The sequence below is a fragment of the Nonomuraea cypriaca genome (assembly GCF_015645445.1).
Taxonomy (GTDB): Bacteria; Actinomycetota; Actinomycetes; order Streptosporangiales; family Streptosporangiaceae; genus Nonomuraea; species Nonomuraea cypriaca.
Genome location: NZ_JADOGI010000048.1, coordinates 14,738 through 27,125 on the forward strand (window position 1 = coordinate 14,738; position 12,388 = coordinate 27,125).

Sequence of the window (12,388 nt, forward strand, 5' to 3'; positions counted from 1 at the left end):
GCCGCCCGGCTACCCGGGTACGCACCGCTCCTAACCTGCGCGAACGCCGACGGCCCGGGTTTGAGCAGCCCTTTCGCAGGTAGCTCGAATGTCATGGGCAGCCTGGACGAGACGGTCAGCGCCGTGGTCATCGGCGACGTCATGCTGGACTCGTGGCTGCGCGGCTCGGCCAAACGCCTGGCGCAGGAGGCGCCGGTGCCCGTCATGAGCCTGGAGACGATCGAGAAGGCGCCCGGCGGGGCCGCCAACACCGCGGCCAACCTCGTGGCACTCGGCGGTCGCGTCCGGCTCCTCGGCGTCGTGGGCGACGACGAATGCGGGGACGACCTCGTGCAGGCGCTGCGCCTGCTCGGTGTCGGCACGGATCTGGTGACGGTGCCTGGACGGCGTACCGCGCACAAGCGGCGCCTGGTCGCCGGCGGCCAGCTCACCGCCCGCTACGACGAGGAGGACCTGGACGTCATCCCGGAGCAGGCCGAGCGGGAGCTGCTGCGCCGGCTGGCCACGGCCCTGCCGGGCGCGAGCGTGGTCGTGGCGTGCGACTACGGCGGGGGCGTGTTCACCCCGGCCGTGCGCCGGGCGCTCGCCGGGCTCCCGCTGCTGGTGGTGGACGCGCACGCGATCGCGGCCTGGCGCGAGTCGGCGCCCGCGGCGGTGCTGCCCAACTACGCCGAGGTCGTACGCCTGCTCGGCGACGGGGCGGACGAACCGGCCGACCGCCTGTCGTACCTGATGGGCCGCTCGGATCGGCTGCTGGAGCTGACCGGGGCCGGGATCGTGGTGACCACACTGGACGGCGAGGGCACGCTGCTGCACAGGAACGGCCATCCGCCGTACCGTACGTACGCGCACCCCGCGCCGCACCACATGGCCACCGGGGCGGGCGACACCTACACCGCCGCGTTCGCGCTGTGGCTGGCCGGCGGCGCGTCGCCCGAAGAGGCCGCGGAGGCGGGTCAGGCCGCCGCCGGAGTCGTCGTACGCCGCCAGGGCACGGCCGTCTGCACCCGGTACGAGCTGCTGCGCGCCCTGCGCCGCCACGAGGGCACGGTGCAGCCGCCCGAGCGCCTGGCCCAGCTCCTCGACGAGCACCGGCGCAGGGGTGAGCGGGTCGTGTTCACCAACGGCTGCTTCGACGTGCTGCACCGGGGGCACGTGACGTACCTGGAACAGGCGGGCCGGCTCGGCGACGTGCTGGTGGTGGCGGTCAACAGCGACGCCGGCGTGGCCCGGCTGAAGGGCCCTGGACGGCCGGTCATCCCTTGCGAGGACCGCATGTCCGTGCTGGCCGCGCTGAACGACGTGGACTACGTGACCGAGTTCGACGAGGACACACCCGAACGCCTGATCAGGATGATCCGGCCGGAGGTCTACGTCAAAGGCGGCGACTACACCCCGGAGATGCTGGCTGAGGCGCCGCTGGTCCGCTCGCTGGGCGGCGAGGTGCGAGTGCTCTCCTACCTGCCCGACCGCTCCACCACGGCCATCATCGGCCGCATGCGATCCCTCCCGGGCGCCTCACTCGGCTGACGCCTCGCTTGAAGGGCTCAGGAGGTGAGCAGTCGCTCGCTGAGTTCGACCGGGTAGTCGCAGAGGATGACCGGTGAGGACAGCATCGCGTGCCGCTCGCCCTCCGCGCCGACCAGCACCGGCCAGGTCCCGATGTTGCGGCACCCGGCCGCGAGCCGCCGCAGGTGCGCGGGCGGGTCCATGAGCGAGACGAACCGCCCCGCGTCGGAACGCAGCACGGAGTGCGCCGAGACCAGCGTGTGCCGCATGGCCTCCGCGCGCGGGCCGCCCGGCCACGGGGAGGTGTTGACCACGCTCAGGGTGAGCCTGAAGACCCCCTGCCGCACCGGCTCGGCCAGGACCTCGACCCGGCCGCTGAGCGCCTCCCAGCCGCGCAGCAGCACCCCGTCCCCGTCCAGCCACTCCGCCCGCTGGCCGGCGGGGACGGCGATCTCCATGATCTCCGGGATCCCGGCCAGCTCGCCCAGCCGCAGCCCGGTCGCCGCCACCTCGCGCTCCACGGCCTCCTCGCCGGCGACGTGCCGAACGCCGTCCACGGTCAGCTCGGCCACCGGCGTCACCTCGCCGCCGCGCCGGACGGCCACCTCGCGACTGACGAGGTGCAGGAACCGGACATGTACGTCGACCGTGTCGTCCTGGTCCGCCTCGATCAGGCACTGGCTCCTGGTCCACCACGGGCAGCCCTCGTTGGCCCGGCCGTACGCCTCCGGGTGCACGCCGCCGAACGTCCACCGCCGCTCGCTCCCGGCCTGGTGGTAGGGCGGGTAGCCCTCGTACAGCACGGTCCGCGCGATCCGGCCGATGAGTTGGTTCAGCGACATGAGGTTTAGTCCTTGTGACTTTTGGCAGGCGACCGGTACCTCTACGTAACGGACATACCGCGCCAGCGAAGGTGGCAAACCATGACCCAGACCCGCACCGACCAGCGTGAAGGCGGATGGAGCAGGCCCATCGTCCGGGCGGCGGCGCGGGGAACGATCGCGTCCATGTCGATGTCCGGTCTGCGCCAGATGACGACCGCGCTGGGGCTCGTCGCCAGCACGCCGCCGGAGTCGGTCATCGAGCGGACCGCGCCGGGCGCCTTCCACCGTATCCCGGCCGAGCGCCGCGCCGCCGTGGTCGAGGCCGTGCACTGTCTGTACGGGACGGCCGGCGGCGCGTTCTTCGGCGTCCTGCCGCGCGCGGTGCGTGGGCGACCGTGGGCGGGGCCGGTATACGGCGTGCTGTTCTGGGCGGGGTTCGAGCTGGCCATCGCCCCCGCACTGGGCCTGCCACGTCAGCCGAACACCGCCAAGGAACGCCTCGCCCTGCTCGCCGACCACCTGCTCTACGGCGCCGTTGTGGCCGCCTCCCCCTGGCCGCACCACGACCGCTGACGCTTTCGTCCGCTGACGCTTTCGTCCGCTGACGCTTTCGTCCGCTACGGGACCAGCTCGGCGATGGGGATGCGGCGGAAGGCGATGCTCTCGTACGGGCCGAAGCTCCCCGTCTCGAACAGCAGCCCCACCGTGTCCCCCTCCACCCTGACCAGGTCGGAGTAGGCGGCCGGCAGTCCGGAGACCGTGTGCACAGGGCGCCACGTGACGCCGAGGTCGCCGCTGGCGCGTACCGTCAGCAACGCCCGCGCGTCGGGCGCCGCCGGACCCGAGAACAGCAATGTGTCCGGCGAGCCGCACCACAGCACGCTGCCCTCCACCACCGGCCCTGTCAGCCCGGCCTGAGGACGGAACGGCAGCTCCAGCGTCTCGCCGCCGTCGGCCGAGTAGGCGTCGGCCCTGGTGCCAGGGGCGGTGGAGTCGGTGCGGGTGTTGAGGTAGACGCGCCCGCCGGGCAGCTCGGTGGCCGTGGTCTCGTTGACGTTGACGTAGCCGTCGGGGTTGTCGTCGACGTACCCGATGCGCCAGGTCTCGCCGCCGTCGTCGCTCAGCAGGCAGTGACCGCCGTTGTACTTGCCCTCGGTCCCGTTGTCCGAGCCCTGCGGTGGGGCCGAGTGGTTGCCGGGGACCAGGATCCGGCCCGCGTGCGGGCCCTCCCGCAGCTCGATCGCATGCCCGGGGGTGGTCGCGTACCAGCGCCACTCGGGCCGCTTCACAGTGCCGGTGATCTCGCGCGGCGCCGACCAGCTCACCCCGTCGTCGGAGCTCACCTGTACGAACACCCGCCGCCCGTCGGCCGCCGCCACCTGACCGCGTCGGATCTTGTCCTCGGTCGCCGACGGGCCCTGCCGGACGAAGACCAGCACGATCCTGCCGTCGGCCAGCACCACCGGCGCCGGGTTGCCCGCGGTGCCACGGCGCGGCTCCGTGGCGACCACCACCAGGTCGCCCCACGTCGCGCCGCCGTCCGTGGACCGCTTGAGCACCAGGTCGATGTGCCCGGAGTCACCTGCCGAGGCTCGCCGCCCCTCCGCGAACGCCAGCACCGTCCCCGCCCCCGTCATCACCACCGCGGGAATCCGGTACGTGTGATAGCCATCCATCGCCTGCCGGTACGGAACCGACGTGGGATAACGATCCGCCATGCGCGGCACGCTACGGCTCCCGCGTGAACACCGTCCGACGTCAGCCCTACACGAAGACGAATGCGCCGATCGATGGACCAGGGACCGACGCGACAGAAGAGACACTCCGTGTCCACGCCGGAGAGATGCGAAAGGCGGTGTACAAGAGTCGTGTCACCATCAGCAAGATCTGGACGTTGGACATCGAGTCCGCACAGGGGTTGGGAATGGAGACATGGCTGTGCCGCTGAGGAGGAGCCTGCTCCTCAGCGGCACAGGGTTGTTGTCGGGGAGCGAGTCCGGTTCCCCGACAACCCGGGGATGTGCTGACGAGACGGGGACATTCTCTCGACAGCACTTGTGGCGCTGACGAGAAGTGGGGGTCATCTTCTCCATCAGCACCGGCGAGGTGCTGGGAAGGAGGAAGCCATCTCCTCCTCCCACCAGCACCGGAGGGGTGCTGAGGAGGAGGAAGTCAGCTCCTCAGCAGCACAGGGGGTTGGTGGTTCAGCGGGCGAACACGATCAGGTTGTCTCGGTAGCTGCGGCGGGTCCGGTCGAAGGTTCCGCCGCAGGTGATCAGCCGTAGCTCGGCGCCTCGTCCCGATCCGTAGACCTCCTTGTTCGGGATGCGGCTCTTCGGATAGCGGGCCAGGCGCCCGACCACGAACGTGGCGGTGCTGCCGTCGGCCCGGTCGACGTGGACCCGGTCGCCCTTCCGCAACTGGCGCAGGCGGTAGAAGACCGCGGGCCCGGTGGCCGAGTCGACGTGGCCGGCGATCACCGCCACGCCCTGCTCGCCCGGCTCGGGACCGGCCTTGTTCCAGCCCACCCGGTCGAACCGCTCGGGCGCGACCAGCCGCCCCTTCGCGTCGAGCCGCAGCGGGGTCACCCGGGTCGAGACTCCGATGGCCGGAACGCGCAACCGCACAGGATTGGCCACATCAGCCGCCACACCCGTCCCGCTCCCGGTACCCGATCCGCTCCCAGTACCCGATCCGGCCCTCGTATCCGAAGGACTTTCGGAGACCGGCGCCGATCGCGCCCCCTTACCCAGGGGTGTGCCCCCGAGCGGGACCGGAGACCCCACCCCATGCGGGACCGGCGCCACAGACTCGGACGCAACCCCGCTCATGTCCCCGGACGGGACCGGAGCCACAGACTCGGGCACGACCCCGCTCATGGCCCCGGACGGGACCGGGACTGCGGACGCAACCCCGCTCATGGCCTTGGGCGGGGGTGGGGTGGTGGCCGGCACGGTGGCGCAGCCTGCCACCGTGACCAGCGCGAAGGTGGCGGCCGCCACGTGTGCTCGCATGATCAGCGGCCCGAGAAGAACGCGCGCCGCAGCCAGTACGCGCCCACGGCGAACAGCCCCGCGATCGCCAGGCTCAGCGGCACCAACGGCACCGCGCCGCGGGATTCAGCAGCCACCTGCCCGGCGGCGGCACCATCCGCAGGCCCGCTCTCGGCGGTGCCGCTTCCGGCCGTCCCAGTCACGGTCGTCCCGGTTTCGCCGGCCGCGCCGTTGGCGGTTCCGCCCTTCCCGGTGTCGACTCCGCCCCTGGGAGCGTCGTCGTCATCGTCGTCGTGGGCGGCACCGCCCAGACCCGTGTCGACACCGCCACGAGGCGCGCCGTCGTCGTCATCGTGCGACGCACCGCCCACGCCGGTGTCCACGCCCCCGCGCGGGTTGTCGTCGTCGTCATCGTCGTCGCGGGCGGCGCCACCCATGCCGGCGTCGACACCACCTCGCGGCCCGTCGTCATCGTCGTCGTCGCGGACGGCGGCGCCACCCACACCTGTGTCGACCCCACCCCTCGGAGCGTCATCGTCATCGTCGTCACGGGCGGCGGCGCCACCCGCGCCTGTGTCGACTCCACCCCTGGGAGCGTCGTCGTCGTCATCGTCGTCACGCGCTGCGCCGCCCACGCCCGCGTCGACACCACCGCGAGGGCCGTCGTCATCGTCGTCGGCGATGGCCGTGGCGATGTGGGGGGCGGCGGATGCCTGGGCGGTCGTGGTCAGGACGAGTGTGCCTGTCGTGCCCAGCCCGAGTGCGACCGCGATCGTGAGCACGAGCCGTTTTAACGTCTGAGCCATCTGAATGCCTCCCGATGTCCTCCGCGGTCTCTCCGCGGCTGACCTCAGGTTCTCGGGCGGCCGTTGGGCCACCATGAGCACGAGATGAAAGGTCTCTCACGCAAAGCCCGGCGACAGGGCCCAATGAAGGTCTCACGCAAGCCCGGCCACCGAGCGCAATGAAAGGTCTCACGCAAGCCAGGCGTCATCCCGGCGACCAGGCGCAGACCGGGCGGAGACCCAGCGCAGACCAAGCGAAGACCCAGCGCAGAACCAGCGCAGAACCGGCGCAGACCAAGCGCAGACCCGGCGCAGGCCCAGCGCAGACCAAGCGCAGACCCGGCGCAGAACGCGAATCCGGGCGTGAGAGAGTTTCATGCATAGACGAGTCCTTCTGGAGGCTGTGGTGGCTGACGAGTTCGACGTCATCGTGATCGGCGGGGGTCCCGCCGGTGAGAACGTCGTGGACCGGGCCGTGCGGGGTGGCCTGACCGCGGCCATCGTCGAGGAGCGGCTGGCCGGTGGCGAGTGCTCCTACTGGGCGTGTGTGCCGAGCAAGGCGCTGCTGCGACCGGTCGACCTGGCGGGCGAGGTGGCGCGGGTCCCCGGGCTGTCCCTCGGAGAGATCGACGTGGCCGCCGTGCTGGCCAGGCGCGACGAGGCGGTCAAGCACTTCGACGACAGCGGTCAGGTGGGGTGGATCGAGGGCGTGCCGGCCGAGTTCGTACGCGGGCACGGCCGCATCGACGGCACCAAGACCGTACGCGTCACCACGGAGGACGGCGAGCGGGTGCTGACGGCGCGACAGGCGGTCGTCCTGGCCACGGGCAGCACACCGGTGGTGCCACGGGTACCGGGGATGGCCGAGGCGAATCCGTGGACCAACCACGAGGTGACCGCGACAGCCTCGATCCCCGAGCGCCTGGTTGTGATCGGCGGCGGCGTGGTCGCCTGTGAGATGGCGCAGGCCATGCACGGCCTCGGCGCCCGGCAGACCACGGTGCTGGTGCGCGGTGACGGCCTGCTGAACAGGATGGAGCCGTTCGCGGGAGAGATGCTGGCCGAGTCGTTCGCGGACGCCGGGATCGACGTACGCTTCCACGCCGAGGCCGACAGGATCGAGCGCCCCGAGCCAGGCGGGAAGGTGACGGTGCACCTGGGCGCGGAGCCGCCGCTGGAGGCCGACGAACTGCTGGTGGCGACTGGCCGCCGGGCCGCGACCAGTGACCTGGGGCTCGGGACGGTCGGCCTGCCCGACGGCATCGTCGAGGTGGACGACAGCATGCGGGCGACCGGCGTGCCCGGGGGCTGGCTGTACGCCGTGGGCGATCTCAACGGCCGCGCCCTCCTCACCCACATGGGCAAATACCAGGCCAGGATCTGCGGCGACGTGATCGCGGCGCGGGCCCGCGGCGACGAGTTGCCCGCGATGCGCGACCTCGCCGACGGCTACGGCGCGCCGCAGGTAATCTTCACCGATCCGCAGATCTGCGCCGTCGGCCGCACCGAGCGGGTGGCTCGCGAGGCCGGCTTCCGGGTGCGCGTGGTGGACTACGACATGGGCAACGTCACGGGGGCCTACCTGCTGGGCGAGGGCTATCGCGGCCGGGCCAGGGCGATCGTCGACGAGGACAGGAAGGTGCTGCTCGGGGTCACGTTCGTCGGCCCTGGCGCGGCGGAGCTGCTGCACGCGGCCACGATCGCGGTCACCGCCGAGGTGCCGCTCGACCGGCTCTGGCACGCCGTCCCTTCGTATCCCACGGTCAGCGAGGTTTGGCTGCGCCTCCTGGAAACGTACGGCCTCTGACAGCACCCCCGACGGCGGGCTACAGGTCTCTGGCAGCGCCCCCGACGGCGGGCAGCACAGGTCTCCGACAGCGCCCCCGACGGCGGCAGCCCAGGTCTCTGGCGGAAGGACGGTTTGTGACCCACGCACGTGGCTAGGTGTGCGTCCATGGATGTCACATCGGCTGTGAGGCACCGGCGCATGCGACTCGACGGGGTCGAGATCTTCTACCGGGAGGCGGGCCCCGCCGACGCGCCGGCCCTGCTGCTGCCGCACGGCTATCCCTGCTCGTCCTACCAGTACCGCCACTACATGCCGGCGCTGGCCGACCGATGGCGGCTGCTCGCGCCCGACTTCCCCGGTTTCGGCTACAGCGGCACCCCCGACCCGGCGCGTTTCTCCTACACCTTCGACGGCTACGCCGGTTTCCTGGAACGGTTCGCGAACGCTCTCGAGCTCCGCCGCTTCGCCCTCTACCTGCACGACTACGGCTCCCAGATCGGCCTGCGCCTGGCCATCAGAACGCCGGAGCGGATCGCCGCCCTCATCATCCAGAACGGCGACATCTACGAGCAGGAGCTGGGCCCGAAGTACGCGCCCCTCCAGGCGTACTGGTCCCATCCCACCAGTGAGGGACGGGCAGAGCTGGCGGCGGCGGTGAGCGAGGAGGGTTTCCGCGAGGAGTTCGTGAACGACGTCTCCCCGGAGCAGGCCGAGCTCATCAGCCCGGACCTGTGGAAGCTGGCCTGGCCCCAGCTCTCGGACCCGCTCCGCCGCGAGATCATGGTCGGCTTGATGGAGGGTCTGCGGGACAATCTCGCCTGGTTCCCGAAATATCAGGGCTATTTGCGGACGCACCAGCCCCAGACCCTGATCGTCTGGGGACCGCATGACGGCTACATGCCGGAGGGCGCGGCGCGCGCGTACCTGAGGGATCTGCCCCGCGCCGAGCTGCACCTGCTCGATGGCGGCCACTGGGCGCTGGAGACCAACCTGGCGGAGATCGTCGCCCTCAGCCGTGACTTTCTCGCCCGCAGCCACGCATGACGAGACGTGCGACGGGCCTGGGGGGCCGCTCCGTCTGCGTCATCAACTCCGCGACCGTCTCCTCGACGCTGTCGCGCAGCTCCACGTGCGACAGCAGGTCCGTCAGCCGCAACACCGACAGCAGGTGCTCGGAAGGCCGGACCACGATGATCCGGCCGCCGCCCTGCTCCTCCATCCGCTGCATCGCCATCCCCAGCACACCGATGATCGAGGAGTCGAAGAAGTCGAGGTCGCCGAGGTCGAACACGAGAACCGGGCCGTCCGACCAGTCCCAGATCTCGTTGATACAGGCGCTGAACCGGACCCGGCCCGCGTGGTCGAGCTCGCCGCTGGCGCGGACGACCGTGCACGGGAGATATCGGATCGTCTCGATTCGCAAACCGCTCCTGCCCACCCCGACAAACTGCCCGCTGAGCGGCGATATCACAGGTGATCGCGGATTTTCCCCGCCCATGAGATTTTCTGGACCCGCGCCTTACTCAGGGGAGAGCAGCTTGCGCAGGATCGACGCGAGCGTCTCCGTGTCCTCCGCGGTGAGCGGCGCGACCAGGCGGGCCAGGTTGGCGGCGTGCTCGGTGAGCACCTCGTCGACGATCCGCAGGCCCTCGCCGGTCAGGCGGACGCGGAAGCTGCGCCGGTCGGCGGGGTCGAGGCTGCGCTCGACCAGCCCGGCCGCCTCCAGCCGGTCGAGCCGGTTGGTCATCCCGGCCCGCGACATCATCAGCACGGCCGACAGCTCCGAGGGAATCAGCGTGTACGGCGGCCCCGACCTGCGCAGCGCGGCCAGCACGTCGAACTCGCCCTGCCGCAGCCCGTGCCTGGTGAAGACCTGCTCGACCCGGGGCTCCATGACCCGCATCACCTGGGCCAGCCGCCCGAAGACGCCCATGGCGGTCAGGTCGAGGTCGGGCCGCTCGCGCCGCCACTGCTCGAGAATCCCGTCAATAGCGTCGCTCATGGCACCAGATCCTATTCAGGTGCCCGGCCTAGTCGTGCGACCTGCCGGACTCCAGGATCGGCAGGACGCCCTGGCTCCTCGCGACCATCACGAGCAGCGGCGATCGGTCGGCACTGGGCAGCACCAGTTCGGTGACGTTCCCGCGCGCGGTCTGCTCGGGCTCGCCCAGGTCCCCGTCCCTGATGCTGAGTACGCACTCCACGGACGGCGCCGCCGAACGTACGAGCTTCTTGCCGGCGTGGCGCAGCCAGCGCAGCTCGCTGTTCAGCCGCCGCCACGTCGCCGGGATCATGGCGGGCGCCTCGGCCCTGGTCGCCAGCGTGAACGTGATCCGCCCGGCCGACCCGAACCGGTCGCGCATCACGGGGTTGAGCACGAACATGCCGGTGCGCAGGGGGCGTACGCCGCGCCGGTTGAGGTTCACCAGCCCGCCGCTGCTGATCAGCGTGTAGAACTCGCAGCGCCCGGCGTCGAGCGTGTCGGGGTCGAAGTCCACGGCCGGCGGCTCCTCGAGCACGACCTTGTCCAGCCGTACCCCGGCCACGCCGTCGGGCGCGACCCGGTCCGACACGGCGTCGCGCAGCTCGGAGGAGATGCCGTCGCCCTCCCTGATGTCGAGCGCCTCGACGCAGATCAGGCCGTCGTCGGGGATCTCCTCCGGCGCCAGGTCGAAGGCCACCCTCGCGTGTGACCTGCGGCCCTTCAGCAGCACGCACTGGCGCAGCCGGCCCTGCGAGCGGATCTGGATGAGACGCGGCAGGGTGCTCTGGGGCTCGGTGTTGCCGGTGTGCCAGCCGCTCACCGACAGGTCGTCCACCGACAGCGACATGTGCACCCGCAGCGCCCGCCCCTGCGCGGACACCTTGAACCCGAGCAGCGCTGACGTCTCGAACCTGCCCACGATCTGGCTGCCCCTTCGCAGCCGGTCGGCCACCTGCAGGGCGGCGATCCGGCCGCTGTTCAGGTGCGCGGGCGGGATCGCGGGAAGGATCACCTGGTCCAGGTCGGTACCGGATCCTGCGCTGCTCATCGGACGCTCCTCGCGGGGGTGAGTGTGGTGGCCAGTCCGGCCGGGTCGTGGAAGTCGAATCGGGTGAGTACGGGCTCGCGCCGATCCCACATGCGGCGTACGGCCTCGAAGAGGGGATCGCCGTCGCGCTCGGCGTGCTCCAGGTTGACGGCGAACGCGTTCGCGTAGTCGGTGTCGTGCTCCCAGTGCGGCAGCAGGTGGGTGGGCACGTCGGCGCCGCAGCGGCGCAGCCAGAGCCACAGCCTGGCGCGCTCGCGCTGGTCGGGGCCGAGAATCGTCTCGCCCTTGGCGTGCTCGGCGATGGCCGCGGCGAGCAGCGAGCGGTGCTCGGACGGGGTGCGCACCACGTGCGTGGCGCCGCAGGCGCCGCCCTCCGACCAGCCGGCCTGGATGACGGGGATGCCGAAGGCGGGTAGATCGCTGTCGCCGAACGCGACGCCCACGTCGGTCATGCTCCAGAGCAGGTTCGGGGACAGGTCGCCTGGCACGCGCCTCATCCGGGAATGCGGGTCGGGCACGGGGTCGTGGAACAACCAGTTGGCCGACTCGTCCCCGGCGGCGAACCGCACCGTCGCGTCGAACAGCTCCTTGTCGTGTCCAGGCGTGTGGCCGTACACCGTGATCGTGGGGCGGTCGGGGTCCAGGCCCAGGCGGGCGCAGCCGTAGTAGCGCAGCTGGCGGCGCTCGGTGGCGGTACGGACCTCGTAGCCGCTCTTCGCCCGCCAGGCCACCCGCTCGGCGCTCGGCGCGATCGTCTCCCGGCGCGGCCAGACGTGACGTTCGAAGAACGCGGCGACCCGCGCGGGCAACTCGTCGCCGATGGAGCACGGCCCGTGGTCGGGGAACAGCGCGTACGCACGCAGCGCCCCTCCTCCCTGGACGTGCACGACCGGGACCTCCCTGGCCGGCTCGCGCTCGGCCCGCCCAGTGACCAGCGCCGCGGGCGGGACCTCCGGCCGGAAGTCCTCCACCGCCCCGAACGCCTCGCCCAGCCGAAGCCACTCAGGATCCCCGAGTACGACGAGTCGCGCCGAGACCACCCGGCAGATCGCCTTCGCGACCATCAGCGTGCGAGCGACGAGCCTGATGTCCTCGCCGTACGCCTCCGCCACGACACACCCGTCACCGCCCGAGTCTTCGCCCCAATATGTCCGGGCCGCGGTGAGCAGGCGCTCGACGTGCTCGCCATCCCCGACTCGACACATAAGCCCCTCCACCAAGTCCAGGAATAAATGCCCTGCTAGAGGTTGCCAGACCGGCTCGGGCCCGCTTGGCCGTCGACACGCTTCTTTGCCGGAGGCTGGCCGAAACTCAGCCCGCGCAGAAGAGACGGGAGCGGCACGATCGAAACTGTGCCGGAAATCACCGTGTACATCCGAACCATCCGGCGCCCGGTGGTGTCCAAGTTTTTACATGGAGCACGTCATGGCGGGGTTTAGGATGCACCCTATTGCCA

At 71.2% G+C, this 12,388-nt stretch carries 12 protein-coding genes; 4 read left to right on the plus strand and 8 right to left on the minus strand.

The window, feature by feature from the left end:
* Nucleotides 1–93: 93 nt before the first annotated feature.
* Nucleotides 94–1,530 (plus strand): D-glycero-beta-D-manno-heptose 1-phosphate adenylyltransferase, encoded by a 1,437-nt coding sequence (gene rfaE2 / locus ITP53_RS17960; RefSeq protein ID WP_195896548.1) that lies wholly within the window; start codon nucleotides 94–96, stop codon nucleotides 1,528–1,530.
* 17 nt (nucleotides 1,531–1,547) lie between these two features.
* On the opposite strand, the gene ITP53_RS17965 is transcribed toward rfaE2, so the two are convergent.
* The gene (locus tag ITP53_RS17965; RefSeq protein WP_195896549.1) at nucleotides 1,548–2,351 is read right to left on the minus strand and encodes a hypothetical protein; all 804 of its coding nucleotides are present in this window, start codon (nucleotides 2,349–2,351) and stop codon (nucleotides 1,548–1,550) included.
* A gap of 81 nt (nucleotides 2,352–2,432) precedes the next feature.
* Here ITP53_RS17965 and ITP53_RS17970 point away from each other — a divergent pair, with 81 nt between their 5' ends.
* Nucleotides 2,433–2,906, plus strand: a complete 474-nt coding sequence (locus ITP53_RS17970) for a DUF6789 family protein (protein ID WP_195896550.1) — start codon at nucleotides 2,433–2,435, stop codon at nucleotides 2,904–2,906.
* A 44-nt stretch (nucleotides 2,907–2,950) separates the two neighbouring features.
* On the opposite strand, the gene ITP53_RS17975 is transcribed toward ITP53_RS17970, so the two are convergent.
* From ITP53_RS17975 to ITP53_RS17985, 3 genes are all read right to left on the minus strand, one after another.
* The gene (locus ITP53_RS17975; RefSeq protein ID WP_195896551.1) at nucleotides 2,951–4,051 is read right to left on the minus strand and encodes a sialidase family protein; all 1,101 of its coding nucleotides are present in this window, start codon (nucleotides 4,049–4,051) and stop codon (nucleotides 2,951–2,953) included.
* Between the two features lie 486 nt (nucleotides 4,052–4,537).
* Nucleotides 4,538–5,347 carry a class F sortase gene (locus ITP53_RS17980; protein WP_328814887.1) on the minus strand — a complete coding sequence of 270 codons (810 nt, stop codon included), beginning with the start codon at nucleotides 5,345–5,347 and terminating at the stop codon, nucleotides 4,538–4,540.
* 2 nt (nucleotides 5,348–5,349) lie between these two features.
* Entirely contained in the window at nucleotides 5,350–6,132 is a 783-nt protein-coding gene (locus tag ITP53_RS17985) for a hypothetical protein (protein WP_195896552.1), read from the minus strand.
* Nucleotides 6,133–6,517: 385 nt separating this feature from the next.
* Here ITP53_RS17985 and ITP53_RS17990 point away from each other — a divergent pair, with 385 nt between their 5' ends.
* Entirely contained in the window at nucleotides 6,518–7,918 is a 1,401-nt protein-coding gene (locus ITP53_RS17990; RefSeq protein ID WP_328814889.1) for a dihydrolipoyl dehydrogenase family protein, read from the plus strand.
* 180 nt (nucleotides 7,919–8,098) lie between these two features.
* Nucleotides 8,099–8,944, plus strand: a complete 846-nt coding sequence (locus ITP53_RS17995; protein ID WP_236050931.1) for an alpha/beta fold hydrolase — start codon at nucleotides 8,099–8,101, stop codon at nucleotides 8,942–8,944.
* Here the strand turns inward: ITP53_RS17995 and ITP53_RS18000 are convergent.
* The 4 genes from ITP53_RS18000 to ITP53_RS18015 all read right to left on the minus strand — a co-directional run bounded on the left by ITP53_RS18000 (nucleotide 8,910) and on the right by ITP53_RS18015 (nucleotide 12,137).
* Complete coding sequence (locus ITP53_RS18000) at nucleotides 8,910–9,323, minus strand: STAS domain-containing protein (protein WP_195896555.1); 414 nt, start codon at nucleotides 9,321–9,323, stop codon at nucleotides 8,910–8,912. The genes ITP53_RS17995 and ITP53_RS18000 overlap by 35 nt on opposite strands.
* Nucleotides 9,324–9,419: 96 nt before the next feature.
* Nucleotides 9,420–9,902, minus strand: coding sequence for a MarR family winged helix-turn-helix transcriptional regulator (locus ITP53_RS18005; protein WP_195896556.1), 483 nt, complete (start codon nucleotides 9,900–9,902; stop codon nucleotides 9,420–9,422).
* Nucleotides 9,903–9,930: 28 nt separating this feature from the next.
* Nucleotides 9,931–10,932, minus strand: coding sequence for a hypothetical protein (locus ITP53_RS18010; protein ID WP_195896557.1), 1,002 nt, complete (start codon nucleotides 10,930–10,932; stop codon nucleotides 9,931–9,933).
* Complete coding sequence (locus ITP53_RS18015) at nucleotides 10,929–12,137, minus strand: hypothetical protein (RefSeq protein WP_195896558.1); 1,209 nt, start codon at nucleotides 12,135–12,137, stop codon at nucleotides 10,929–10,931. Before ITP53_RS18015 ends, ITP53_RS18010 begins: the two co-directional genes overlap by 4 nt.
* Nucleotides 12,138–12,388 lie beyond the last annotated feature (251 nt).